The organism is Actinomadura napierensis (assembly GCF_039529375.1).
Lineage (GTDB): Bacteria > Actinomycetota > Actinomycetes > Streptosporangiales > Streptosporangiaceae > Spirillospora > Spirillospora napierensis.
Map to the genome: position 1 here is coordinate 70018 of NZ_BAAAMR010000020.1, position 25862 is coordinate 95879.

Consider the following 25862-nt stretch of genomic DNA (forward strand, 5'->3'; position numbering starts at 1 on the left):
GTACGGCCCCGCCCACACTCCGATCAGCAGCCGCACGTGGCGACGGCCGCCGCGAGCTGGTCGAGCTTGCCCGGATCCACCGGCCCCTTCCCGTCCCCCGCCATGAAGGCGAACGTCAGCAGCCGGCCGTCCGCGTCGTAGGTCAGCCCGGCCAGCGTGCTGACCCCGGCCAGCGTGCCCGTCTTCGCGCGCACGACGCCGGCGCCGCCCTGACTGGCCGCGACGGTGTAGCGCGGCGGCTTCAAGGTGCCCGAGAAGCCGGCGATGGGGAGGCCGGTGATGACCGAACGCAGCTGCGGGTGCGCCGGGTCGGCCGCGAGCGCGATGATGCGAGCGAGCGCGAGCGGCGTGATGCGGTTCCGCGGCGACAGGCCACTGCCGTCGTTGACCGACACCCCTTGCGTGACGCCCAGTTTGGCCAGGGTCTGCCGCACTGCCTGCGCCGCGTCCGCGAACGTCGCCGGACGCCCCAGCTTGAGCGCCACCTGCCTGGCAACCGCCTCGGCCACGTCGTTGTCGCTCTCGGTCAGCAGATGCTCGATAAGGGCGGACAGCGGCGGAGACTGCACCGCCCCCAGGCGCGCGGCCCCCTGCTGTGCGGTGGCCTTGCGTCCGGCCTTGGCCGCCACACCGTCCCTGGTCAGGAGGCGCGCGAAGATGCCCGCGGCTACGGACGGCGGGTCCGCGACACGGGAGCGCTTGGACGGATCGGCCGGAGACACGCGTCCCTCGTCGACCGTCAAGGCCGTGACCGGCGCCAACTCCCCCTCCGGCAGATAGTTGGGCTTCCACCCGGCGGCGGTACGCGGGCCCTGGTACGCGGACGCGTCGTAGTCCACGCGTACACGCGTCACACCGGACGCCTTGAGTGCCGTGGCGGTCTGCTTGGCGAGGTCGAGGAGCGACGCATAGGGCGGGTGGCCCGCGTCCGCGCGCGCGGGAAGGGCCGTCAGGGTAGGATCCCCGCCTCCGACCAGTACGATCCCGCCTCCGGTGCCGCGCACCACCTGGGTGGTGATCCGGTGCGAGGGGCCTACCGTGGCGAGCGCTGCGACGGTGGTGGCCAGCTTCGTCGTGGAGGCCGGTGTGGCGGGCTGGTCTGCGCGTTGCTCGAACAGCGCACGGCCGGTCTTCGCGTCGACGACCACGGCGTTGATCTTCGCCTGGGGGCCGCCGATGACCGCGGACAGCCGGCCCGCCAGGGCCTGGGCGGCCGGCATCCGCCCGCCGGCGGGATCGGCGGCCGGGATCTCGGCCGAGGCCCGCACCAGGTCGCGTCCCGCGACGCTGGGCGGCTGCGGCGACAGGTGCCGCTCCGGTGTGAGTTTCGCCACTGCCAGCCCAGCAGCGAGGGCGAAAACGTTAAGGAGGGACAGCGACAGTACGGCGAGGGAACGGCCGCGCACAGACACGGCACCGCCCCTCTCCCACTCAGCACTCACCAACGTGCGACATCCTTATATAAGGGAACTCACCCCTGTGGGGGCCCGCCTCGCCCGCACAGACCCCCGAAAGACTATGCACTGCGACCGCGCAGGGAGCGGAGGACATCTTGGATTTCGACGTCACCATTGAGATCCCGAAGGGCCAGCGGAACAAGTACGAGGTGGACCACGAGACCGGCCGCATCCGGCTCGACCGCATGCTCTTCACCTCGACGCAGTACCCGGCCGACTACGGGTTCATCGAGGACACGCTGGGCGAGGACGGCGACCCTCTGGACGCGCTGGTGCTGCTCCAGGAGCCGACGTTCCCCGGGTGCCTCATCCGCTGCCGCGCGGTGGGGATGTTCCGGATGACCGACGAGGCCGGTGGTGACGACAAGGTCCTGTGCGTCCCGGCGACCGACCCGCGCATGGAGCACCTGCGCGACATCCACCACGTCCCCGAGTTCGACCGGCTGGAGATCCAGCACTTCTTCGAGGTCTACAAGGACCTCGAGCCCGGCAAGTCGGTCGAGGGCGCCAGCTGGGTGGGCCGGGTCGAGGCGGAGGCCGAGATCGAGCGGTCCCGCAAGCGCGAGGCCGACCGGGGCGGTCACTGACACACGTCCGGTGCACCCGGCCGGTGAGCCGGGCCCGGATGCCGCGGAACGGCGCCGATCCGCTCCCCGCCGTACCCGCGTCAGCGCTCGCGCAGAACCCTTCCGTACGGGAGACCGTGCGGAAGGGTTCTCGCTTGCCTGAGAAGACCGTCCGGCCGCCTCCCATGACTTCGCGGTCAGCCCGCAGGGCGGGTCGCCCCGATCAGGTCGCTCCGGTGAATGCTGGAGATGCGCACGCGCGCGCCCGTGTAGGGCGCTTCCACCATCCGGCCGTTGCCGATGTAGACGCCCACGTGGTGGATGGTGCTCGGGTTCGATGTGTCCGTGGCGAAGAACACCAGATCGCCTGGGCGGAGCCTGTCGACGGGGACGTGCGGTCCCGACGTCCACTGGGTGCCCGTCCAGTGGTCGAGGCGGACGCCCGCCTTGCCCCACGCGTACATGGACAGGCCCGAGCAGTCGAAGCCGAAGATGCCCGCTCCTTGGTCGACGCCCAGGCTCGGGCCCGCGGCAGTGCCCCCGCCCCAGGAGTACGGGGTGCCGAGCCATTGGAGCGCCGCCTCCGCGACCGACACGCCGCGCCTGGTGATGTTCGCGGTTTCCAGGCCCGCGCGGGCCCTGCCGGCCGCTTTCACCTCAAGAGCGCGTTCCCGCGCACGCGCGAGCCGGGCCGCGCGCGCTCTGGCCTCGCCCAGCCGCTTCTCCAGCGCGCGCTTCCGGTCGGTGATCCGCTGGATGGAGGCCTGCTGCTCGGCGACCGCCGTCTGGGCGAGGCGCTTGGCCTGCTCGGCGTCCCTGGTCGCCGCCGTCTGCTCCTGGAGCGCGCTCCCGGCCTGCCGCCGGAAGACGTCCGCGACCGTCTTGGACGCCTCGACATGGCGGACCATCGCGGTCCGCTGACCGGCCAGCACCTCGACCATCCCGGCCCGGTCCATGAAGCCCTGCGGCCCACCCCGGCCGGAGATCGCGGAGGACACCTGGTCGTAGCCGGTGTCGTCCTGGTAGACGCGCGCGGCGAACGCCGCCAGCTGGTCCTGCGCCTCTCCGACCTTGCGGGTCGCGTCGGAGAGCCGTTGCAGGGTGCCCTGGTAGGTCTGCTGGGACCGTTCCAGCTTGAGCCGCTCCCCGTTGTAGCGTTCCACCGCCGACTCGGCCGCCGCGTTCAGCCGGTCCAGTTCCCCGTCGGCCTGGGCGAGCTCGGCCTTCGTCCGTCCGATGTCGGCGGCGCGGTCCTTCGCCTGCTGCCTGCTCTTCTCGACGTCGTGCGCGCTCGGGACCGGCTTGCCCGCGGCGCGCTGCACGGGGCGGGCGGACGCCGGCGGCACCAGCCAGTTGACGGCGACCGCCATTCCGGCGGAGAACGCCATCAACCGGAGGGTCGCGTTCTTGGCGGAGGACGTGGTTCCGCGACGGTGCGGCCGTGTTGCGCTCGGTCCCATGAACACGTCCTCCCCGTGGCGTGTTTTACTTAGCGCAAATGATCACCTACGAAGCGTAGTTGAGACGGGCAACAATCGGAACGTCCGTCACGCGGGCGTCGCGTTCCCACCGGAAGAGGTCGGCGAGCCGGGGGCCGCGGACGAGGCGGGCGGGTTCGAAGACGGCGGCGGATCGGATTCGCCACCTGTCGGCGGTGGATCGGACGTCGTGGGCGGATCCGGCTGCGTCGGCTCGGACGATGAAGGCGGATCCGGGTTGGGCGACGTGGACGGGCCACTGGGCCTGTCCGTTTCCGGCGGAGTCGATGGTGCACCCGTGCCGGGCCCTGTCGGCGGTGGGGTGGGGTCAGTGCCCTCCCCTGGAGTGCCCGGCGCGTCGGCGCGCCAGGTGACGCACACCTCGATGCCACCAGGCCGGAACCTGATGCCGCCCTCTCCGCGCGAGCGCGATTGGCGGGAGACGTGGACGGCGACGGTCACGGTCTGCCCGGTCCCGAGCCGTCCAGAGGTCCGGTCCAGCCGCAGCGCGCCCCAGGTCTCGGCCTTCCACGACACGGGAGCGCCCACCGCCTGCAGTTCCACGGACCCGTCGGCTCCACCGGCCATGTCCAGGTAAAGCGGGGAGACCACGAGCGCCCCCGAGGGGTTCTCCGGCGACGGGAGAGGGCCGCTCGACACCGGCACAGGAGGCGATACGTACAGGGCCGTGGGCGGTGCGGAAGAACCCAGCGCCCCTAGTGGAAATGTGGCGGACACGGGTGCGACGTCCACGACGCCATTCCGTCCTGCACCCCCCGAATGGCCGTCCGGCACCGGCTTCTGCGAGAGGCCGGGGATCGCGCTCGGACGGGGCTGCGCAAGAGTTCCGGCCGGACCCGCGTCTTCGGACGTACCGAAGAGCCCCCGCACAATGGCGATCCCGCCGCCGAAGAGAATCGCCACGATGACGAGTACCGCGAAGGCGCGGGCGGCTTGTGCGGCCAGGCCGTCCGGCGGTAACACACCGCGTTCGCCCCGCGGCCGCCGTCGCGGTGAGAGCCGCCTCCTGGGACGAGGCGCACGCAAGGCCCCTGTGGGCTGCCCCGGCTGTACGGGGAAACCGGCCGGCGTGAACTCGGTGACGCGTGTGGCGACGAACAGCCGGTAGCCGACGAGCTCGGGGTCCATGAAGCAGTTCATCACCCGCAGTTGCAGCTCGTCGGGCGGGTCCGCGTCCGGGAGTAGCCCGTACACCTTGGCCGCCGACACGCTACGCGGCCGGAACGCGCCGCATATGGAGCACTCGTGGGCGTGCTCCATGAGCCGTTCGCTCAGTTCCGGGGTGAGATCGCCGTGCCGCTCACGCAGCAGCTGGGCACGTTCGGTGCAGCCGTACGGCCCCTGTTTCGCCAGGATGTCGGCCGTCAGCGCCGCTTCGAGCCCGGTGTGCGCGCGTTCCAGGGTCGCCTCGGCCTCCTTGGCCGGGACGTCCAGGATCGCGGCGAGGTCGGGAATCGACATCTGGTGCCGTACCCGCAACTCGAGGATCTCCCTGGAGGCTGCCGGCAGCGCCGCCACCGCCTCCCATGCCGTGATCCTCTGATCGACGTCCTCCTGGTCGTGGCTGGCTACCGGCAAATCAGGCGGACGTTCCCCGGCCGGCGACCGCCGGATGCACTCCTGCCGGGCGATGGCGTACAGCCACGGGCCGAACCGGTCCGGGTCCCGCAGCTTGTCGATATGCGCCTCGGCGACGACGAACGTGTCCCGCAGTGCGACCTGTGCGGCGTCCCGGTCCCGCAGCTGGAACCAGCAGTAGGCGTAGAGCCGATCGGCATAGGCGGCGTACATGTCGGCCGGGGCACCGGCATCGCGCTCGCGCAGCGCCGCGACCAGGAGATGGTCGTTCATACCGGAAAAGGTAAAGCCTCCCGAAGCTCTTTACTGGCAATTTCAAGAGATCGAACCCGGCGACCGAACTCAATTCTTCCGCTTTTTGGAACGCTTTTCCCGAGTGTTGCCATTAGTGGTTTTGAAGGGGGTTCGTCCGATCTTCTGGTGGCACGTCCGGTGACGGCCGGCGGCGGAGCGGGTGCGGGCCCCATCGATTTGACAGTGTCATCGTGACAGTGTCATCATCGGCTCATGGACGGTACCTGGACGATCGGCGAACTCGCGGAGCGCGCCGCCGCGGCTCTCGCCGCTGGCGCATCCGCGCAGGTCAACGGCCGGGTGCGCGATCTGCCCAACGAGCGGCTGATCCGCTGGTACACCACCATCGGGCTGGTCGACCCGCCCGCGGGCCGTCGGGGCCGCACCGCGCTGTACGGCCCGCGCCACCTCCTCCAACTCGTCGCGGTCAAGCGGCGGCAGGCGACGGGCCGCTCGATCGCCGAGATCCAGCTCGAACTCGCCGCCGCGACCGACGCCACACTGGAACGGATCGCCGCCCTCCCGCCCGAGGCGACCGATCCGGAAGCCGCCGTGCCGGCACCCGCCACGCCCCCGGCAGCGGCCGGCGCCGAGTCCAAGCCCGGAACCGCTACAGAGGCCGCGCACGCCGGATCGTCCGCCAGCACCGCTGACGGCGACGCACGGCCCAAGGAACGCTTCTGGAGCGCGCGTCCCGACATGTCTTTCGGCCGCGCCGCCGTGGCCGACGACTACTCCATGCCCGTCCCGCCGGTGGTGCAAGGCGTCCGCCTCGCCCCCGACCTCACCCTGCTGCTGGAGGCCGGCACGCTCAGCGCGGAGGACCTCCGCGCCATCGAGTCCGCCGCCCGGCCGCTGCTCGACGTCCTGGCCGCACGAGGTCTCATCGCCTCCCCCGCAGGCCCCGTCCGCCCGCCCGCCGACCCTCCCCGGAGGCCGCAATGACCGTCCGCATCCTGCCGCTGCCCGAGCCAGAGACGCCGCCGACCCCCGAGGGCGGGCTCGGCGCGCTGACCACCGACCGCGGCAACCTGCCGCTCGACTCCGTCGGCGTGCACGCCTCGATCGCGGGGCTCGCCGCCGCCGTCGAGGTCGTCCAGGGCTTCCGCAACCCGTTCGACGTGCCCTTGGAGGCGACCTACGTCTTCCCGCTCCCCGACCGCGCCGCGGTGACCGCGCTGCGCATGGAGGCGGACGACCGGGTCATCGAGGGAACGCTCAAGGAACGCGGCCAGGCCCGTCAGGACTACAGCGCCGCCATAGCGGCCGGCAAGCGCGCCGCCATCGCCGAAGAGGACCGCCCGGACGTGTTCACCATGCAGGTGGGCAACATCCTGCCGGGCGAACGCGTCACGGTCCGGCTCGCGCTCACCCAGCCGCTGCCGCACGAATCGTCCTCGACGGCCACCTTCCGCTTCCCGCTCGTGGTCGCGCCCCGCTACATCCCGGGGATCCCGCTGGGCGAGGAGGCCGCGGGGGCCGGCGTGGCCGAGGACACCGACGCGGTGCCGGACGCGTCCCGCATCAGCCCGCCCGTGCTGCTGCCCGGGTTCCCCAACCCGGTGCGGCTGTCGATGGCCGTCGACATCGACCCGTCCGGGCTGCCGCTCACCGAAATCCACTCCGCCCTGCACGTGGTGGCGGAGGACAGCGAAGGCGAGTGCACCACGGTCCGGCTCCGGCCCGGCGAGCGCCTCGACCGCGACTTCGTCCTGCGACTCGGGTTCGCCCCGCAGGAGAGCGCGGCCCTGTCCCTGGTCCCGGACGAGACCGGCGACGAGGGGACCTTCAGCCTGACCGTCCTTCCCTCCGGGGACGTCCGGCCACGCCCCCGCGACGTCGTCCTCGTCCTCGACCGCTCGGGCAGCATGCACGGCTGGAAGATGGTCGCCGCCCGGCGCGCCGCCGCGCGGATCGCCGACACGCTCCGCGACGAGGACCGCTTCGCCGTCCTGTCCTTCGACACCGTCATCGAGCGCCCCCGCGATCTCGGCTCCGGCCTCGTGCCGGGCACGGATCGCAACCGGTTCCGCGCGGTCGAGCACCTGGCCGCGCTGGCCGCCCGCGGCGGCACCGAGATGCTCACCCCGCTCGACGAGGCCTGCACCCTGCTCGCGGACCCGGGCCGCGACCGGGTGCTCGTCCTGATCACCGACGGGCAGGTCGGCAACGAGGACCAGATCCTCGCCCATCTGGCCCTGCGGCTGCGCGGCGTGCGCGTCCACACCGTCGGCATCGACCGCGCGGTGAACGCGGGCTTCCTCAACCGGCTGGCCGCGATCGGCGAGGGCCGCTGCGAACTGGTCGAGTCCGAGGACCGCCTCGACGAGGCCATGGAGCAGATCCACCACCGCATCGGCGCGCCCGTCGCCACGGGCCTCACCCTGCACGCCGACGGCCTGGAGATCATCCCCGATTCGATGGCACCCGCCCGCCTCGGCGCACTCTTCCCAGGAGTGCCACTCGTGCTCACGGGCCGCTTCCGGGGCGCGCCCCAGGGGTCGGTCACCGTCCAGGGCGCGGCCTCCGACGGCACCGCCTGGCGGCAGCAGGCGACCAGAACGGTCACCAAGAACTCCGCCGCCACGTCGATCTGGGCACGCGCACACCTGCGCGACCTCGAGGACCGCTACGCCATCGGCGGCCCCCCGGACCTCGAACACCGCATCATCAGCACCTCACTGCGGTTCGGCGTCCTGTGCCGCTTCACCGCCTTCGTCGCCGTGGACAGCCGGGTCGTCTCCGAGTCCGGCGCACCGCACCAGGTCATCCAGCCCGTGGAGACACCGGACGGCTGGGCGGCGCCCGCGGCGGCGTACGGAGCCGCGAGCCCGCTCATGGCCCCGCCACCACTCCCGCCCGCGGGCGGCCCTCCCCCGTCCACCTTCGCGCCACCTGCTCCGGGCGCCCCCGGCAGCGCTCCTCGGAGCATGCGCCCCGCCGGTGGTGCCCCGGCTCCCGCCCCGCACGTCTCCCCACCCGCAAGCCGCCACCGCCCGGCCATCTTCGACGACCACGACGACTGCGACGTGCCCGACTTCCTCCGCGACTCCGCACCCCCCGCCACTCCCCCATACGGCTCGCCAGGGCAGCCCCCAACGCCCGACCTCGACACCTACAAGCAGGAACTGGCACGCCTGCTGGATTCGCTGCGCAGGAGCCCGAACGACACCGACCACCGCATCGGCCGACTGCAGCACGAGGTGCTGCCTGCGCTGACGTCGATCACCGAGCGCATGCGAGCGCACTTCACGCCCGACACCGAACACCTCCGCATACTGGACTCGCTCCGCCACGCCCTACTCCGCGTCACCCCCCAGAGCCCAAAGCACGAGGTCGACGCCCTCTGGACCCGCGCGCTGCAGACCCTCGCCGACTTCGTCGGCGAGCCCGCCAACCCACCGACCCGCCGCCCCTTCTGGAAGCGCAACACCTGATCTCGCATGGGACAGGTCCCCGACCTGCCCCATGCGCCCGCCCCCAGCACACCTCCACCGACGCGGACCAGGCCCGAGGCGACGTCCACCGGCCCTGACTCCGCCACCGCGTCCGCCGGAGTGGCTTGCGGCGGGAGCATGCACCGGCCTGCTACACGGGCCGAGGTCGTGCACGCCCGGCCCCCTGACCGCCGCCGGTGAGGGCCAGGTCACTGGCCTGTGCATTAGCCCGATGCCGCGTTGGCTGTTGGGCGGGGCTGGTGCGGTGTTGGGCGGGGTTCGGCTGGGGGTGGTCGTGGGGGCTTGATCGCTAGGAATCTCAGGGCTCGGGGTGTGGCCCCGTTGGGGTTCTCCGTCGGGATCGATGTCGCGGCGACGTCTCTGTCGGCGAACCCCTGCAACGCGGCGTTCCGGATGCGCGCGTAGGTACTCAGATCCGATGGCTGCCCGCGAGTCACTCACGTTCGGAGAGCCAACCACAGCCGCCCGTCTCGTCGGCGCGGACGGGTAGGAGGGGGCGCGGCAGCGGAAGGGCGGCCTCCCGGTCGGGAGGCCGCCCTTGTGGTCCGGCCGCGGCCGGGGGGATGGAGGTCAGGCGTGCTTCGCGCGGGTGACGCGGAGCAGCGGGATCAGGTTCAGCACCAGGCCGACCACGGCGACGCCGCTCACCAGGTTGACGCCCGGGTGGAACTCGGCGAAGTCACTGCCGCCCGTGCCGCCGGCGACCAGAGCGGTCACCACCGCGAGCACCAGGGCGGCGCCGACCTGGCCGGACGTCTGCACCAGCCCGGAGGCCAGGCCCTGCTCGGAGTCCTCGATGCCGTCGGTCGCCTGGGCCATGATCGAGCTGAACCCGAAGGCGAAGCCGCCGCCCAGCAGGAGCATCGTCGGCAGGATGGTGAAGGCGTAGTGCGGGGTGTTCCCGGCGGTGGCCAGGAACCACACGTACCCGAGGCTCAGCGAGGTCATGGAGCTGATGATCAGCCGCGGCGTCCCGTAGCGGTCGATGAGCCGGCCGACGAACGGGGAGCCGAAGGCGACGATCAGTCCGGCGGGCAGCAGCGCCATGGCCATCTTGAGCGGTGACCAGTGCAGGACGTCCTGCAGGTAGAGGGTCATCATGAACTGGAAGCTCAGGTAGGAGCCGAAGAGCGCGACGATGCTGAGGTTGGCGCGGACGATCGAGCCGATCTTCAGGATGCCGAGCCGGATCAGCGGGTGCCGCACCTTGTTCTCGGTGACGACGAAGCCGATCAGCAGGGCGGCGGCCAGCGCGATGGAGCCGAGCGTGACCGGGTCGAGCCAGCCGCGGTCCGGTGCCGAGACGACGGTGTAGACCGCGAGGAGCATGCCGCCGGTCAGCGTGACGGCGCCGACGAGGTCGTGGCCGCCGTCGGCCGCGGGCTTGTCGCGGGGGATCAGGGCGATGCCCGCGACCAGCGCGACGAGGGCGAGCGGCACGGGGGTCAGGAACGTCCAGCGCCAGCCGAAGCTGGTGAGCAGCCCGCCCAGGATCAGCCCGGAGGAGTAGCCGCTCGCGCCGAAGACCGAGAAGACCGACAGCGCCCGGTTGCGCGCGCGCCCCTCGTGGAAGGTGGTGGTCAGGATGGACAGGGCGGTCGGCGCGGTGAACGCGGCGGCCAGGCCCTTGACGAAACGGGTGACGATGAGCAGCGTCCCGTCGCTGACCAGGCCGCCCACCAGCGACGCGATGGCGAACACGGCCAGCGCGGTGAGGAAGACCCGGCGGCGGCCGAGGAGGTCGGCGGTACGTCCGCCCAGGAGCAGCAGGCTGCCGTAGCCGAGCACGTACCCGTTCACGATCCACTGCAGCGAGGTGGTGGACAGGCCGAGCTCGGTCCCGATCGACGGCAGCGCGACGCCGACCATGGAGACGTCGAGTCCGTCGAGGAACAGCACGGCGCACAGGACCGCGAGGACTCCCCACAGCCGGGGAGTCCAGGTCTGTTCGGCCGGCGCGCTCGCGGCGGCCGACCCGCGGACGGCGGAGGCAGGTGAGGTGTCGGTGATAGTCACGTCGGAGGACAGTACATGCACATGCATCCAATGTCCAAGCATAAATTTCTTCGGAACTTAATGTGAGTGCATCTGATGCGCCTGCATGCTAAGATGCGCGGCATGGAGTCGGAAGCGGCCCTGGTGGGCCGGTGGCGGACGCTCGCGACCTGCTACAACACGGTCGCCTGCGATCTCGACCGCACGCTGCAGGAGGCCCACGGCCTGAGCATGAGCGAGTTCGAGACGCTCGACAGGCTCGTCGAGGCCGACTGTGAGAAGCGCCGCATGCAGGAGATCGCCGCGGCGATGTACCTCAGCCAGAGCGCGCTGTCCCGGACGGTCGCCCGGCTGGAGAAGAACGGCCTGGTCGAGCGCGGACTGTGCGAGTCCGACCGGCGCGGCGTCTTCGTCGAGGTCACCGAGGCCGGCCGCGAACGGCACGCCCAGGCGCACAAGACCCATATCGAGGTCCTCGCCAAGCACCTCCCCGTCCCGGTCTCCTGACGCGGATCTGATCAACCGCGGGGAGCTCCGCCTCCCGCGGAAGGCCTGACCAGGCCCAACTCGTAGGCGATGATGACCAACTGGACGCGGTCGCGCGCATCGAGCTTGGCGAGCAGCCGCGCGACGTGCGCCTTGGCCGTGGCCGGGCTGATGAACAGCTCCCCGGCGATCTCCTGGTTGGACAGCCCGCGCCCGACGAGGGTGAGAACCTCCCGCTCGCGTTCGGTTACGCCGTCGACGGGACGCGGCCTGATGGCCGGTTCCGGACGGGCCGCGAACTCCTCGATCAGCCGCTTGGTGACGCCCGGCGCGATCAGGGCCTCGCCGTTCGCGACGACGCGGATGGCCGCCAGGATCTCCTCCAGCGCCATGTCCTTGACGAGGAACCCGCTGGCGCCCGCCCTGAGCGAGCCATAGATGTACTCGTCGTCGTCGAAGGTGGTCAGCATCAGCACGTGCGCGGTCGTGATCCGGCGGGTGGCCTCGATGCCGTCCATGTCGGGCATCCGGATGTCCATCACGACCACGTCGGGGCCGACCTCCTCCACCAGCGCGACCGCCTCGGCGCCCGTCCCTGCCTCCCCCACGATCTCCAGATCGGCGGTGTCGGCCATGAGGACGCGCAGGCCGGCGCGGATCAGCGGCTGATCGTCCGCCAGGACGATGCGGATCGTCATGCGACCGCCGCCAGCACCGGGATGCGCGCCGCCACGCGGAACCCGCCCCCGGGACGCGGGCCGGCGGTGAACTCGCCGCGCAGCAGGGCGACCCGCTCCCGCATCCCGACGATGCCGTACCCGGTCCCGATCATGCCGCCGCGCCCGTCGTCGTCAATCTCGATGGCGAGTTCCTCGTCCCGGTGGTCGATCGTCACGCGGCAGCGCTCGGTGCCGGCATGGCGGACGACGTTCGTCACCGCCTCCTGCACGATCCGGTAGGCGGAGAGGTCGACGTCCGGCGGGAGCGGCCTCGGCTCGCCCGTCCGCCTGATGTCGACCTCGAGGCCGGCGTCCTTCGCCGCCGCAGCCAGGCGGCCGAGGTCGTCCAGGCCGGGCGCCGGGCCGAGCGGCGCCGCACCCGGATCGTCCTTGCGGAGCGCGGTCAGCATTCTCCGCAATCCGGACAAGGTGTCGCGGCTGGTGGCCTCGATCGCGTCGAGTGCGCTGCGTGCCTCCCCCGGCTGGGTGTCGATCACCCGCCCGCCCACGCCCGCCTGGATCGCGATGATGCCGATGCTGTGCGCGACCATGTCGTGCAACTCCCGCGCAATCCGGAGCCGCTCGGCTGAGACGGCCCGCGCCGTGGCCTGCTCGCGCAGCGTCTCCGCGTGAGCCCGGCGAACGCGGACGGAGTTTCCCGTCATCCAGGTCACCGCCATCGCGAGAACGATGGTGACGAAAAGCACCTCGTCCGCGTGCAGCCACGCAACGACGGACAGGACCTGCAACACACAGGTGGTCACGGCGATGGGAATCGAGAGCCTTCGCGCGCATGTGACCGCGATGTAGCAGACCGAGAGATCGGTGAGCAGTATCTCCAGGCCCGCGATCGTCCCGTTCGGCATCTCCATGAGGGCGACGATCCAGGCGAAGAGCAGGATGCCGTGAGCCGGCAACGCACGGCGCCTCAGCAGGGCCGCGACCAGCGCCGTGAGAGCGAACGCGAGAAACACGTCCAGTTCCCGTTCCCCGGTGAACCTCCCGGTGGAGACCGTGAGGAAGAGGACGCCGGGGTAGAGGACGGCCGCACACCAGGCCAGGGCCGCGCAGGTGACTCGGCTCGCTCGCCGCCACGTCAGGGCTGACATGCGCCGATCGTAACCTCTGCCCGCCCGCCCCCACATTGGCCCGCAGGCGTAATCCCGCGGGCTATGAACAGCGGCGGCGAATGTGTCCGGCGGCCCGATGCCCGGCGAGCACGCCCGGCGGCACCGTTCTTAGCATGAAACGCTGGGCGTCGTCGATTCTGGCCCTGGAAATCCTGGGGATCGTGGTCTTCTCCGCGATGTACGACTCGCTGGATTTCCGCATCTACTGGCTGGGCGGGCACGCCGTGACGGACGGATCCCGCCTCTACCAGGAACAACTCGCCGACCACTGGTTCACCAACACGCCTTTCATGGCGGCGCTGTTCACTTCTCTGGCAGCGTTGCCTCTCACGCTCGCCAGAATGCTGTGGCAACTGGCCGCTCTCGGGGCCTTCATATGGGCTTGCTCGCTGACCGTAAAACTGACCGGCCACCGCGCCTCGCTCGTGACCGTCGTGGTCGGCGGCCTGCTTCTCGAACCCGTCTGGCATTCGTTCTTCCTTGGCCAGGTCAACCTGTTCCTGCTGGCCCTCGTCCTCGCCGACATGCACCGCGTCGCCCGCGACCGTCCGGCCGGAATCGGCATCGGCATAGCAACCGCGATCAAGCTCACACCGGCCGTCTTCGTCGTCCTCCTGCTACTCACGAGAAAAACCAGGGACGCCACCACGGCCGTCGCGGTCTTCGCCGCCTGCACCCTGCTCGCCTACGCCATCGCACCGGACGCGTCCCACGATTATTGGCTGCACACCTTCTTCGACACGTCCCGCGTCGGCGTCACGTACATCAGCAACCAGTCCCCGTATGGCGCGTTGTCCCGCATTCTCCGAGGAACCGCCGAGGTGGGCGCCTGGTACATGGCCGTCCCGCCGGTCATTGGCCTCTTCGGCCTCACGGTCGCGTCACTTTGGGCAAGGCGCGGCGACTGGCTAGCCGCCACCGCAGTCACCGGTGTGACCGGCCTGCTCGTCTCGCCCATCTCCTGGGCACACCACTGGGTATGGATCGTCCCGGCTCTGGCAGTGCTGATCCGGAACGGCAACTGGAAAACCGCCTCGGCCGGCTACGTCGTCTTCGTCCTGTCACCGTTGTGGTGGACACCCCACAACGGCGACCCGCGCGAATACGGCTTCCATCTCCTGACACCGATCGCCAACTGCTACCTAGTCGCCGGCCTGTTCTTCCTGACCCTCATGACCACCCACCTACGACACCGGACCGACCCCGCCCTCCCAAGCCTCGCCACCAACCACCCGCGCAAACTCGTCCCAGACCGAACGAATCCAGAGTGCAGCACACCAGCCTGAAGACGAAGCAGTCGGCCTGACGACCGCGGGCCTGCTATCCCGGCTGCGCACACCGGAGCAGGAGACCGTCTCGCCCGTTTGAGTGCTCCGGCTCGCGGGGATCGGCGCAGCGCAGCCCCCTGGTCCGGGCTCGCTCAACCCGTCTGTCTACTTCCTTGCGGGACCTAAGCCATCCTCCCCGGTGAGTTTCCGCCACGGCAATGGTCAACCTTTCGAAACGACAAGAGGAGTGGGCCGGAATGGACTTGTACAGCATCATGTGCGTGAGTGACCGAGCCAAAGCACTGGAGTGGTTCGGGGCGTTCTTCGGGCGCCCGGCCGACGAGGTCATCGGCGAAGAGCACCTGTGGCAGGTCGGCGAGAACGCATGGGTCGTCATCGACGATCGGGACGTGCGGGCCGCCCGGGTAGGCGGCGCTATGGTCACCTTCGGTGTGACTGACCTCGACGACATCCTGGCCCGCCTTACCGCGCACGGCATCGGCCACGAACCAGTTGAGACCTACAGCAATGGCATTCGCCACGTCGTCGTGCTGGACCCCGACGGGAACAGCCTGTCACTCGCCGAGGCACCTGCCCAATAGCTCACAAGCCGTTGCCCGGAGCCTTGAATGGCCCGCTGGCAAAGTTGCCATTCGGCACGGGTTCTGCCGGGCTGAGCTGGGGTTTTAGCTGACTTGCTCGCCGCCATGCTGTGCAGCGTTCTACGTAGGCGGCGAGGTGCTGGGCCTTGAAGTCAGCAGTAGCCCTGTGCGGTGGTGTCGCCGAGGCGAGTCTGGGGTGGATGCGTTGGGAGAGGATGGCGATGCGCCGTCCTTCGGCCGCTGCCGGTTCGTGGTCGGGGACGCGGTCGATGACGGTGAACAGGGCTTCAGGGAGCTGGAGGCTTTGGAAGACGATCAGAGCTTCCGGGGCCGCCGATGGTCGGGCCGGCCGGCCAGAGGTTGGTGAGGTCGGTGGGGGTGAGCGGGGCTTGGTATGCGGCATGAAGCACCTTCCTGGACACCTTGGGGTCGGCGTCGGCGAGGGCGGCGAACCAGTCGAGTCCGGCTGGGTAGGCCCACATGTAGGAGCGGTGTTCGGGGCTGGTGCCCCGGTCGGCGAGGTAGCCGGTGATGGTCTTGTCGGTCATCCAGGGGACGGCGGCGCGGAGGCGGTCGGCGCATTCGACGGCCGGTGTGCCGTGGTTGATGGCGCGGTGGACCTGGGCGAGGACGAGTTGCGTGTAGTGGGCGAGTTTCACGCGTGTGATCAGGACCTTGTCCTCGGGCAGCAGGAACGGGGGCCATGCCTGTGCGAGTCCTTCGAGCATGACCTGCTGCGGGGCGTGGATGCTGAGGAGGCGGATCCAGGGGACGTCTTCGGCGGCGGCTCGGGCGGTGAGGCTGGCGCTTTGGAGGCCGTGGCCGAGGACCTCGTGCAGGGCGAACTGGCGGGCGCCGGTCTGGGTGAACTCGACGTTGGGCAGGTTCAGTCGGAGCCGGACCTGGTCGCCGCCGCCGTCCAGCCAATAGGCCCAGTAGGCGTCCACCTCGGTGGTCTCGATCGTGAGCGTGTAGGGAGCGGTGCTGCCGGTCGCTTCGCGGACGGCGGGCTCCAGCTCCTCGGCGGCCTGGCGGATGGCGTCGGGGGCTTCGCTGACGTCCAACAGTCCTTCGGCCTGGCGCAGTTCGGTGTTGGTGTGGGCGCCCCAGGTGATGCCGAGATCGGCCAGTGCGGCGCGGGCCTGCTCGGCGCGGTCGGCCACATACTCCTCCGGCCAGCCCGCCGGGTCGCACCCTTGCGTCTTGCAGACGTAGTCGTCGAATGGCGGGTGTTCGCCGAGTAGGGCACCCAGGTAGGTCAGGTCGGCGTCCAGGCGGGTCGCCAGAGGGCCGGTGGCGGTCGCGCGTAGTTCTGCGAGCCGGCGGTAGACGGTGAGCCGATCGGGCGCGGGCTCGGGTCCCAGGCCAGTGGGGTGGCAGTCGAAATCGATGATGGGTGATGCGCCGTGGGCGATCTCGTGGGCGTTCCACCCGCGGAGTACGTTCTCGATCTCGTCACGCAGACTCATGCGGTACATCCCATCGCAGTGTGAGGGCCTGGTTCGGGCGCAGGTAGTTGCGGGTCAAGGTCATCACAACGTCATCGCCCTCGTAGTCCGTGGTGGCCGCTCGGCTGGGGGACGCTGACCCGTAGCAAAAGGCCCCTTGCGGTGAGCGCAAGGGGCCTTTGAGGTGGAGCCGCCTATCGGAATCGAACCGATGACCTATTCATTACGAGAGCACACCCGCGACCATCCAACCAGTCCGCAGCGCTCGCGACCGCATTAGAGGCAGTCCCCTGACGTCCGTAGAAGTACGCCCACCGACGTCTCTGTCGTCATGCAATTCGTCAGGCACTTGTGTCCCCCGCTCTCAGGAGCGGGGACGACGGAGATAGACCAGAGGCATGTCGAACGGGGCTCGTAGGTTCACACCTCGCGCGAGCCGATGCAGCGCCGACGGGAAGCCTCTAGCCGAGCACCATCCCCGGCCGGCGCTCAGGTAGCGCTGTCCCGCGACCGAGCGCCACTGACGCACCGGTCGCTCAGGACGCCGGAGATGCCTATCGGAAAATTGCTGCCGAGGCTCACCGGTTTAGCCACATGCGGCCATACTTCACAGTCAGTGATCGAACGACTATGTGCTGGCGGGCGCACCATGAGAGCATTGGTGCCCTCGTTTAGCCATCCACGGGGGATGATCCAAATGTTCCGTCTCCTCTGCACGGTCGCGTTGGCCTTCGGGCTCGGGCTAAGCGTCAACGCGTACACAGGACTTATCGGTGCAGGGGCGTTCTTAGCGCTCTCGTTCATTCCGTGGGGCGGTCGACACAAGACGGACTTCAGTCCACTCCGCAACTCCTCGGGCAAAATCGTTGAGCCACAAATGACAAATGATAAATGCCGATTCTGTAGAGGTAAAGGCAGCAACAAGCAGATGAGGAACAGTGTCGAGTGGGAATACGTTACCTGCGCCCCATGCAAGGGCACTGGACGAGTCTTCCGCTAGTCGTCCGCTCTTGGAGTCGAGGTACTCATGCCTGAGAGCCGATGATGGCGTCTCGGTGCTGCCATGCGAGGTAGAGGCAGGCCGCGCCGCTAGGCGCAATGGGCTCCGTACGCAATAGCCGCTCGATGGTCGGGCCGTCGAAGTTGAACGCTTGACGGTCGTCGCTGCTGACTACGTCCCCCTCGTCATTTTGCTCGACCATCCCATCAAAGATCTTGTCGAATATGTCGGCGTCGAATACTGCGACAGTGAACACGTCTCCGACATAGTTCAGTGCATCGACGCCTACCCCCAGGCACAGAACCCGAATCTTTCCCGCTTGCAAGGCGAGATTGAGCGACCTAAACGGCTCCTCATTCTCATAGTCGATCGGCGGTCCATCACCGTCATGCTCGGGATTCCCTAGGAATTCCTCGCTGTACTCGCGCATGACGTTATGCCAGAGGTTGAAGTCTGGCGAGTGCGGAGCGGGAACGACGGATGCAGGCTGAAATACTCCAGTCGGGAATACGCTTAGCATCCCTCCCGCGATCGCGACTTTTGCAGGGTTTCGACGCAAGAGCAAGAAAGTTGTTCCTGCCTCGCTCTGGCGGACGGTCAAGGTACTCACCGAGAGCATCAGCGGATAGCGGGCTAGGTCGAATGGGTCACGGACCATTCGCCTAAACGGCAGATTTTCCCACGCGAGTCGCTCGGGAACCACCGTGCCCTCCGGGCAGCCGACAAGACCGGTCTCGTGTGCGAGCGCCTCACCCACGTCGATCATGTCGAAGTAGCACATGTTCCCTAGCGTCATGCTTAGGGTAAGTCGGTTGGAGGCGGCGACGTCCTCAGCGTCAACGTTGAGAAGCCGGTAGCACAGTCGGTTTTCGAACAGCCTGGGGCGGTCTAGGTCGCGCATTGCCCGGTGGTACCGCGTGTACTGCCGACCTGGTGAAACCAGCGGGCGGAGTCGAGCCGTTTCGGCACTTTGACCAGCGACGGGGGGCTGAGAGGCAGACTCCTCCCACTTGAGTTCAACTGACATAAGGTCGATGGGCGTTTGAAGGCGCCATGACTCAGGCATCAGTACGCCCGTCTGTCCGAGCCGCATCTCCTCGGGGTATATACGGCTGACGATTTGTGTCAGCTCTGCCCTGTTTTGATTCAGGTTGCGACGCACAGACAGCCACTCGTGATGACTGGCCCGCACGTTCTCGTCCGCCTCACCAGTGCGGTAGTTTGCGCCGCCGCCACCTACCTTAGGGCCTGACGAGCTCTCGTCTCGTCCTTCACCTTCAAGGAGTAGGAAGAACTGAGCTCTAACCGACTCTGGCGCATTGGCAAGCGCAGCATCTAGCGTCTCTTGGATCGCTGGCTGAGGCACGATATTGGCCCTCGTTCGCCAATATGCCACGGTCCGGACGGCGACCCCCAGGTGTTCCGCGAATGCCTCATTGCTCATCCGCAGCGCTTGCCGAAGCGCATCCGCGCGAGCACTCGTCCAAGAAGCGACGACGTCCGCCATTCGAGAACCTCCCGCATCCGGCGCGACGGCCGGAGTTGCACTGCTTTTGCACTGCCCCTGCATCGCGTCTGCATGGCCGTTGCCAGGTTCGATCACGTCTCATAGTGGACGTGAACGAACAACAGCGATCAGCCACGGGCCTCCAGGGAGGCGACACGAGTCTGAAGCTCCCTCAATTCCCTTTCGACCTGCGCCAAGCGGTCAGCCACAGCCGCCGGGTCCGCATCTCCGAGCGCTTTGCCGGCGTCCCGCACGAAGAACGCCCGGCCCTGCTGAGAGATAACGAGACCCTCCTGGCGCAACTCCCGCAGGGCGTTTTGGACCGTCTGAGGAGAGATCTCGTATTCCTTCGCCAGCGCACGAATCGACGGGAGTCGATTTCCGGGAGCGTAGGCGCCCCCCTCTCGGATGCGGCGCCGCAGGTCGCTCGCCACCTGCTGATACGGCGGGCGGGGATCGTTCGCGTTGATGGCCACCCGTCAAGGGTAAGCGCCGTCTGCCTCAGACGCCATGGCACGAGCTATTGCGTACCAGCACAGTGCTAGCTATGTTGATGCGTACTAGCACAGTAGCGGTCGTCACCGAACGGTGGCGTACCTACGGAGACACAAGAGGCCCCGGCGGGCTGCCACCCGCCAGGGCCGGAGCATCGATCGTTTGGAGACGTCACGATGCAGGTCAACGGTACAACCCCGGTTCTGGACAAGTCCCCCACCGCAGTGGCGACGCTGCCGTACGCGCTGGGGCAGGAAGCGGCGATGGCGCTGTACGACTCGCCGCTCGCGACCGGGGAGAGGGACAAGGGGGCCGTCGCGGACGCGGTGGCCGTCATGGTCGAGCGGCACGGACTGGGGCACTTCGCCGCTCTGGCCGACGACCTGAACGCGGCCGACCGGCGCCAGCTTCTCGCAGTCGAGCCCGCGAAGGTCAGCTACCACCGTTGGCCCAAGGCCAAGCGGCTGGACTGGGCGCGCTGCTGGGCGCTGTGCGGTCACCTGTCGGTGCCGGTGCCGGCGGAGTTCTTCGCCGACGTCGCGGCCGTGTGGGCGTGGGCGGGGCACGACACCGTGAGCATCCTGTCCAGCGACGGGCGCGGGCTGGTCGAGCTGGCGGCGCGGCTGCGCGCCGACCACGGCGCGGCCGACGTCGAAGCGGCCGTTCGGCGCGGGCTGGAGCTGGCCGCGACCCCGTTCCAGAACGGCCCGTACCTGAACCTCAGCCACCACGGCCAAGCCAAGGTTCGGCTCTGGAACGACACCAAGCGCCGCATGGCGCCCGTTCACCCTGCCCTGGCCGCGCCCCGCGTGAGCTGAACACCGAACCGGTTCCCGCGCCCCGGACGCCCGCACGTGAACACCCCCGTGCGCCCCCCGGAACGCCGTGTTCACCGTTTCGCGCCCCGCCTGGCGGGAGGCGCCCGGCGTCTCCCGCCCGCTCGGAAGGAATCCCCGATCTTGGCTGACTTCCCAGATCACACACCCAACGGGCACGCTCAGCCGCCCGCACCGCAGGACGAGACCCGCCAGCACCCGGCGACCTCCGAGAACACCGCCCTGAACACCGGCCCGGCGAACGTGAACGGCGTGAACGCCGCGCCCGCCCCCACGGGGACGCGTTCACTACAGCAGGCCGGACCGTTCACGCCCGGCCCCGAATCGGTGAACACGGTGAACGGTCCGACGAACGGCGCGGCGCTGCTGAACGAGCTACGGGCGGCGCTGTGCCGGTACGTGATCCTCCCGTCCCCGGAGACCGCCGATGCGGTGGTGCTGTGGATCGCGGCCACACACGCCCAACCCTCCTGGGAGACCGCCACGCGGCTGGTGATCTCCGCGCCAGAGAAGCGGTGCGGCAAATCCCGGCTGCTGGACGTGATCGAGGCGACGTGCCACAACCCGCTGATCGCGGTGAACATCTCCCCGGCCGCGCTGGTCCGCTCGATCGGACCGAACCCGCCGACGCTGCTGCTAGACGAGGCCGACACCGTGTTCGGGCCCAAGGCCGCCGACCACGAAGACCTGCGCGGCATCTTGAACGCCGGTCACCAGCGCAACCGCCCCTACATCCGGTGGGACGCCGCCGCCCGCGCGCCCGAGCACTGCCACACCTTCGCCATGGCGAGCCTGGCGGGGATCGGGCAGATGCCCGACACCATCGCCGACCGCGCCGTGATCGTCGGGATGCGGCGCCGCGCTCCCGGCGAGACCGTCAAGCCCTACCGCACCCGCCGCGACGCGCCGCCCCTGCAAGCGCTCCGCGAGCGGCTGGCCACCTGGGCGAACCAGCGGCTGGACGAGCTGGCCGACGCCCAACCCGAGATGCCGGTAGAGGACCGCGCCGCCGACAACTGGGAACCGCTGATCGCCGTCGCCGACGCCGCCGGCGGGGACTGGCCGCACCGCGCCCGCAACGCCTGCATCGCGCTCACCCAGGCGGCCGACACCGACACCTCCGCTGGGGTGCGGCTGCTGGCCGACCTGCGCACCGTGTTCGCCGACGCCGACCACCCCGAAGGGCTGCACGGCGCGGTCATCCTGGAACGCCTGCACGCGATGGAAGAAGCGCCGTGGGCCGACTGGTACGGCCAGCCCCTCAACGCCCGCAACCTGGCCAAGCTGCTCAAGCCCTACGGCGTCACCTCCACCGACGTCAAGGTCGGCGGGAAGGGCCTGAAGGGGTACCGGCGCGAGCACCTGGCCGACGCCTGGAGCCGCTACCTGCCCGCACCCCAGGAGGGGAGCGCGACTTCCGCGACTTCCGCGACCGCGCAGGTCATCGACCCCCCACCGGTCGCGAGTCGCGGACAGCTTCCGCGACCCGCGACCGGCGACCCGTCTGTGACCAGCCAAGTCGCGGAAGTCGCGGAAGTCGCGGACACCCCCCGCCCCGTCGGCCAGTGCGCCACCTGCCACGAGCCGATGACGCCGATCGAGCCCGGCCAGACCACACACCCGCTGTGCCCCCCGAACCGCTCGGAGCGACTCGCATCATGACCGCCCACCACAGCGCCGACCACGCGCGCCGCACCGCCCACCGTGACCAGTACCGCGCCGCCACCCGCCACGCCCGCCGCCACCTGGCCGCCCTCAGCGCCGACCACGGCGGCCCCGTCACCGGCACCGCCAGCCCCTGGCTGGCCTGCCAGCTCGCCGCCCTCGGCGCCGCGCTGGCCACCGGAACCGCCCAGACCTGCCCGCACATCACCGACGCGCCCGCCGTCGTCCACGCCGCCGTGTGGGCACCCGGCCGCCTGGTCTGCGGTCACTGCCTGCCCGCCCTGATCCCCGACCCGGCCGAAGACGCCACCTGCGACCGCTGCCGCAAGCCCGCCGACGTCGTCACCCCGGCGCTGGCCAGCTTCGGGCCGCTGCTGATCGCGTTCGGGCTCTGCCCGCCCTGCACCCGCCACCTGGAGGGAACCCGCCGATGAAGACCCCGGCCCGCGACCTGCCCGGCAGCATGATCCGCTACGGCGACTACCTCACCGCCGTGCGCAACGCGCTGACCAACCTTGTCGACACCGAGCTTCGCAGCGTCCAAGACGCCGCGCTGCCGCCCGGAGCGCGCACGGAGGTGGCCGCCCTGGCCGACCTGCTGACCCAGGCCGCCCAAGCCGCCGAGAACGCCGCCGGGCACTGCTACGACCACCCCGACAAGACCACCGCCGACTTCCTCACCCCCGCCGCCCCGGACGCCGGCACCGCCGACGACCCCGAGCCGCAGGAAGCACCCCGCCCGGCACGCCCCGAGACCGCGCAGCGACCGGCGGGCCCCGCTGCGCAGGAACGCGACGAGCGGGGACGTGACGGGCAGATCCCCGCCCGAGCGCGAGCCGCGATGCTCGCCCTGCTGGCCGAACGCGGGCCCCAGGGAGCCCGCCGCCCGGAACTGGTCGAGGTCGCCGGACACGCCCTGTCCACGGTCGCCAAGTGGCTGGCCGATCTCCGCGACGACGGCGTGATCGCGGTCGCCGGATCGACCCGCGCCACCCGCTACTACCTCCCCGAGCACGCCCCCGAACCGTAACCGTGCGTGACCGGATTCGACTCCCCCATTCGTCCGGACGCGCCCGGCCCCGATTCGTCTATTCGTCTCGTCCGGGTCCACAACGCGCGCGCGCATCGGGCGGCCGGACAAGACGAATAGACGAAACCCGTAGACGAATCACCCGGCCAGTTCGCGCCCCCGATCCGCTCACTGTCCGCAACCACGGTGCGGGCCCGGCACGCAACCACCACAGCAACCCGCCGGGCCCGCCGCCCCTCCCTCAGAAGGAGCACCCACCATCATGACCGCCCACACCACGCCCACGGGCCCCGACACCACGAACCCGGCCGCGCCGATCCTCGCCGCGCCCGTCCTGACCAAGCTGCTGTACGAGATCCCCGAAGTCATGGCGCTGCTGTCGATGAGCCGCACCGTCATCTACGAGCAGATGAGCGCCGGACGGCTCCGCTCGGTCCAGCAGGGCCGCGCCCGCCGCATCCCCGCCGCCGCCATCCTGGACTACGTCGCCCTGCTGGAGACCGAAGCCGCCCACGGTGAGGCGTCGGGTACGGCCCCGGGCGACGCGTCGAGCCCAGCTGCCAGCGACGCGTCGCCCGCCGCCAGGGCGACGCACGGACGGGCCGCCTGATGGCCGCGCCCACCGGCAGCGAGCTGGCCCGCGCCGCGCTGGACTGCGCGGCGCGCGGCTGGCACGTCTTCCCCCTCGTCCCGCGCGGCAAGCGGCCCGCCCTGCACAGCGAGAGCCGCTGCCCGCGCACCGGCCCGTGCCACCAGGGACACATCACCTGGGAAGACCGCGCCACTACCGACCCCGAGCGCGTCCGCCGCTGCTGGGATGCCGGACCGTACAACGTCGGCATCGCGTGCGGGCCCTCCGGCCTGGTCGTGCTCGACCTGGACCAGCCCAAGCCCGGCGAGCGGCCCCCGGCCGCGTGGGACCAGCCGGGCATCAACGACGGCGCCGACGTGCTCGCCGCGCTCTGCGAGCTGGCAGGCCAGCCCTTCCCCACCGAGACCTTCACCACCAGCACCCGCCGCGGCGGGATGCACCTGTACTTCACCGCCCCGCCCGGCCTGCGACTGGGCAACACCACCGGCCGCCAGCGCAACGGGCTGGGCTGGCTCATCGACACCCGCGCCCACGGCGGCTACGTCATCGCCCCAGGCAGCCACGTCGCCCTGCCCGACGGCACCGGCCCCTACCGCACCGTCTACGACGTCCCGCCGGCGCCGCTCCCGGAATGGCTGGCCGACCGCCTCAGCGCGACGCAGAAGCCCGAGCACGGCGCTCCCCCCCTGGAGTGCAGCCCCGCACCGGCCGGACGCGTCAGCGACACGACCGCCTACGCCAGGGCTGCACTCCAGGAAGAGGCCCAGCGGGTCAAGGTCGCCGTCATCGGTGGCCGCAATCACGCCCTCAACAAAGCCGCCTACCACCTCGGCCGACTCGTCGGCGCGGGCGCCCTTACCCAAGACCAGGCATACGACGCGCTCTGGCACGCCGCCAGCGTCCACTTCGGACCCCTGCACCACGACATGAGCCCCGACGAAGCCCACGCCACCATCACCTCCGGACTCACCGCCGGAACCCGCAACCCCCGCCAAATCACCCCACGAAAGGCCGCATGATGACCGACAACACAACCAACAGCGACACGGCCAAGCGCCGTCCCCGCGGTGACGGCGGACTCCGTTGGAGCGAAAAGCGCCAACGGTGGATCGCAGAAATCACCATCGGCTACACCCCGGCCGGGAAACGGATCGTCCGAACCGCCAGCGACAAAAGCAAGACCCGCGCGCTCAAGAAGCTTCACGAGAAGCTGCGCGACCGCGCCGATGGGCTTCCCAGCGAAGACACCAGGTACACCGTTGCCCAAGCCGTCCAAAACTGGCTAGATCACGGACTGTCGGACCGAGACGAAGACACCCGCGCGAAATGCCGGAGTCTGGCCCAGAACCACATCATTCCCGACTTGGGAGCGCGCAAGCTCCGGGAACTGTCCGCCGACGACGTGGACACCTGGCTAGCACGAAAGGCGGAGAGGCTGAGTACCGACACCGTTCGGCAGATCAGGTCAATCCTCAAGCGGGCAGTCACGCGCGCTCAGAAGCGCGACAAGGTCAAGCGAAACGTCGTCCTGCTCTGCGACGTCCCGCAGGGAAGGGTAGGGCGGCCATCCAAATCCCTCACCCTTGAACAGGTGGGCGCTGTGCTCAATGCCGCCAAGGGTACGGCGATGTACGCCTACATCGTGCTGTCCCTACTGATTGGCGCCCGCACGGAGGAGCTGCGGGCGCTCACGTGGGCGCACGTGGATTTGGACGGATCACCCGACGCCGAACCTCCCGTCCCGCCCTCCATTCGCGTTTGGCGCTCGGTACGAGCTGGCGGGAAGACCAAGACCAAGAAGTCCCGACGCACCCTCGCGCTGCCGAAGCGTTGCGTGGAAGCGCTGCGCTTCCAGCGGGACTTGCAGACACGCCAGCGGGAAGCGGCCGGCAAGGCATGGCAGGAACACGACCTGGTGTTCGCCTCCACGGTGGGGACCGCACGGAACGCGAACAACGTGCTCCGCTCCTTCCGGGCGGTGCTGGCCGCTACGGACCTAGACCCGGCCGCGTGGACTCCGCGGGAGATGCGGCACAGCTTCGTGTCGGTCCTGTCCGCGACGGGGGTACCGATCGAGGACATCTCCCGGTTGGCTGGCCACAAGAGCACCGAGGTCACGGAGACGGTGTACTGGCACCAGATCCGGCCCGCCCTGCTCGCCGGAGCAGAGGCCATGGACGAGATCTTTCCATCACCTGATGGTGAAGTAAAATAGACGGGATCCTCTACTGTGAACT

Annotated in this window: 22 protein-coding genes; 13 read left to right on the forward strand and 9 right to left on the reverse strand. The window is 69.8% G+C overall.

Going from position 1 to position 25862, the window contains the following annotated elements:
* Positions 1 to 23: 23 nt before the first annotated feature.
* The gene (gene dacB, locus ABD296_RS14080; protein WP_344266191.1) at positions 24 to 1412 is read right to left on the reverse strand and encodes a D-alanyl-D-alanine carboxypeptidase/D-alanyl-D-alanine endopeptidase; all 1389 of its coding nucleotides are present in this window, start codon (positions 1410 to 1412) and stop codon (positions 24 to 26) included.
* Positions 1413 to 1552: 140 nt separating this feature from the next.
* On the opposite strand from dacB, the gene ABD296_RS14085 reads away from it, so the two are divergent.
* The gene (locus ABD296_RS14085; RefSeq protein WP_344266194.1) at positions 1553 to 2044 is read left to right on the forward strand and encodes an inorganic diphosphatase; all 492 of its coding nucleotides are present in this window, start codon (positions 1553 to 1555) and stop codon (positions 2042 to 2044) included.
* A 176-nt stretch (positions 2045 to 2220) separates the two neighbouring features.
* On the opposite strand, the gene ABD296_RS14090 is transcribed toward ABD296_RS14085, so the two are convergent.
* Both ABD296_RS14090 and ABD296_RS14095 read right to left on the reverse strand, forming a co-directional pair.
* The gene (locus ABD296_RS14090; protein WP_344266197.1) at positions 2221 to 3411 is read right to left on the reverse strand and encodes a C40 family peptidase; all 1191 of its coding nucleotides are present in this window, start codon (positions 3409 to 3411) and stop codon (positions 2221 to 2223) included.
* 159 nt (positions 3412 to 3570) lie between these two features.
* Entirely contained in the window at positions 3571 to 5373 is a 1803-nt protein-coding gene (locus ABD296_RS14095; protein WP_344266199.1) for an RNA polymerase sigma factor, read from the reverse strand.
* Between the two features lie 234 nt (positions 5374 to 5607).
* Here ABD296_RS14095 and ABD296_RS14100 point away from each other — a divergent pair, with 234 nt between their 5' ends.
* Together ABD296_RS14100 and ABD296_RS14105 are read left to right on the forward strand one after the other, a co-directional pair.
* Positions 5608 to 6339 (forward strand): helix-turn-helix domain-containing protein, encoded by a 732-nt coding sequence (locus ABD296_RS14100; protein ID WP_344266201.1) that lies wholly within the window; start codon positions 5608 to 5610, stop codon positions 6337 to 6339.
* Positions 6336 to 8831 carry a VIT domain-containing protein gene (locus tag ABD296_RS14105; protein WP_344266203.1) on the forward strand — a complete coding sequence of 832 codons (2496 nt, stop codon included), beginning with the start codon at positions 6336 to 6338 and terminating at the stop codon, positions 8829 to 8831. The genes ABD296_RS14100 and ABD296_RS14105 overlap by 4 nt, the downstream gene beginning before the upstream one ends.
* Before the next feature lie 591 nt (positions 8832 to 9422).
* Here ABD296_RS14105 and ABD296_RS14110 read toward each other — a convergent pair.
* Complete coding sequence (locus tag ABD296_RS14110; RefSeq protein ID WP_344266206.1) at positions 9423 to 10868, reverse strand: MFS transporter; 1446 nt, start codon at positions 10866 to 10868, stop codon at positions 9423 to 9425.
* 102 nt (positions 10869 to 10970) lie between these two features.
* On the opposite strand from ABD296_RS14110, the gene ABD296_RS14115 reads away from it, so the two are divergent.
* Positions 10971 to 11354: a MarR family winged helix-turn-helix transcriptional regulator gene (locus ABD296_RS14115; protein ID WP_344266209.1), complete on the forward strand. Its 384-nt coding sequence runs from the start codon at positions 10971 to 10973 to the stop codon at positions 11352 to 11354.
* An 11-nt stretch (positions 11355 to 11365) separates the two neighbouring features.
* Here ABD296_RS14115 and ABD296_RS14120 read toward each other — a convergent pair whose 3' ends face one another.
* Both ABD296_RS14120 and ABD296_RS14125 read right to left on the reverse strand, forming a co-directional pair.
* Positions 11366 to 12031: a response regulator transcription factor gene (locus tag ABD296_RS14120; protein ID WP_344266212.1), complete on the reverse strand. Its 666-nt coding sequence runs from the start codon at positions 12029 to 12031 to the stop codon at positions 11366 to 11368.
* On the reverse strand, positions 12028 to 13161 hold the full coding sequence (locus ABD296_RS14125) for a sensor histidine kinase (RefSeq protein ID WP_344266215.1): 1134 nt from the start codon (positions 13159 to 13161) through the stop codon (positions 12028 to 12030). Before ABD296_RS14125 ends, ABD296_RS14120 begins: the two co-directional genes overlap by 4 nt.
* Before the next feature lie 134 nt (positions 13162 to 13295).
* Between ABD296_RS14125 and ABD296_RS14130 the strand changes: the two genes are divergently transcribed.
* Both ABD296_RS14130 and ABD296_RS14135 read left to right on the forward strand, forming a co-directional pair.
* Positions 13296 to 14468 carry a glycosyltransferase 87 family protein gene (locus tag ABD296_RS14130; protein ID WP_344266218.1) on the forward strand — a complete coding sequence of 391 codons (1173 nt, stop codon included), beginning with the start codon at positions 13296 to 13298 and terminating at the stop codon, positions 14466 to 14468.
* A 239-nt stretch (positions 14469 to 14707) separates the two neighbouring features.
* Complete coding sequence (locus ABD296_RS14135; protein WP_344266221.1) at positions 14708 to 15052, forward strand: VOC family protein; 345 nt, start codon at positions 14708 to 14710, stop codon at positions 15050 to 15052.
* A gap of 287 nt (positions 15053 to 15339) precedes the next feature.
* On the opposite strand, the gene ABD296_RS14140 is transcribed toward ABD296_RS14135, so the two are convergent.
* From ABD296_RS14140 to ABD296_RS14150, 3 genes are all read right to left on the reverse strand, one after another.
* Complete coding sequence (locus ABD296_RS14140) at positions 15340 to 16521, reverse strand: hypothetical protein (RefSeq protein ID WP_344266224.1); 1182 nt, start codon at positions 16519 to 16521, stop codon at positions 15340 to 15342.
* Positions 16522 to 17525: 1004 nt separating this feature from the next.
* Positions 17526 to 18281 carry a hypothetical protein gene (locus ABD296_RS14145; RefSeq protein WP_344266227.1) on the reverse strand — a complete coding sequence of 252 codons (756 nt, stop codon included), beginning with the start codon at positions 18279 to 18281 and terminating at the stop codon, positions 17526 to 17528.
* A gap of 854 nt (positions 18282 to 19135) precedes the next feature.
* Positions 19136 to 19483, reverse strand: a complete 348-nt coding sequence (locus ABD296_RS14150; RefSeq protein ID WP_344266230.1) for a GntR family transcriptional regulator — start codon at positions 19481 to 19483, stop codon at positions 19136 to 19138.
* Positions 19484 to 19678: 195 nt separating this feature from the next.
* Here ABD296_RS14150 and ABD296_RS14155 point away from each other — a divergent pair, with 195 nt between their 5' ends.
* The 7 genes from ABD296_RS14155 (at position 19679) to ABD296_RS14185 (ending at position 25840) form a co-directional block, all read left to right on the forward strand.
* On the forward strand, positions 19679 to 20320 hold the full coding sequence (locus ABD296_RS14155; protein ID WP_344266232.1) for a hypothetical protein: 642 nt from the start codon (positions 19679 to 19681) through the stop codon (positions 20318 to 20320).
* Positions 20321 to 20461: 141 nt separating this feature from the next.
* Complete coding sequence (locus ABD296_RS14160; protein WP_344266234.1) at positions 20462 to 22000, forward strand: DUF3631 domain-containing protein; 1539 nt, start codon at positions 20462 to 20464, stop codon at positions 21998 to 22000.
* Positions 21997 to 22437: a hypothetical protein gene (locus tag ABD296_RS14165; protein WP_344266237.1), complete on the forward strand. Its 441-nt coding sequence runs from the start codon at positions 21997 to 21999 to the stop codon at positions 22435 to 22437. Before ABD296_RS14160 ends, ABD296_RS14165 begins: the two co-directional genes overlap by 4 nt.
* Positions 22434 to 23033, forward strand: a complete 600-nt coding sequence (locus tag ABD296_RS14170; protein ID WP_344266240.1) for a hypothetical protein — start codon at positions 22434 to 22436, stop codon at positions 23031 to 23033. Before ABD296_RS14165 ends, ABD296_RS14170 begins: the two co-directional genes overlap by 4 nt.
* 262 nt (positions 23034 to 23295) lie before the next feature.
* Positions 23296 to 23643, forward strand: a complete 348-nt coding sequence (locus ABD296_RS14175) for a helix-turn-helix domain-containing protein (protein ID WP_344266243.1) — start codon at positions 23296 to 23298, stop codon at positions 23641 to 23643.
* Positions 23643 to 24644 carry a bifunctional DNA primase/polymerase gene (locus ABD296_RS14180; protein ID WP_344266246.1) on the forward strand — a complete coding sequence of 334 codons (1002 nt, stop codon included), beginning with the start codon at positions 23643 to 23645 and terminating at the stop codon, positions 24642 to 24644. The genes ABD296_RS14175 and ABD296_RS14180 overlap by 1 nt, the downstream gene beginning before the upstream one ends.
* Positions 24641 to 25840: a tyrosine-type recombinase/integrase gene (locus tag ABD296_RS14185; RefSeq protein ID WP_344266249.1), complete on the forward strand. Its 1200-nt coding sequence runs from the start codon at positions 24641 to 24643 to the stop codon at positions 25838 to 25840. Before ABD296_RS14180 ends, ABD296_RS14185 begins: the two co-directional genes overlap by 4 nt.
* The last annotated feature ends 22 nt before the right edge of the window (positions 25841 to 25862 follow it).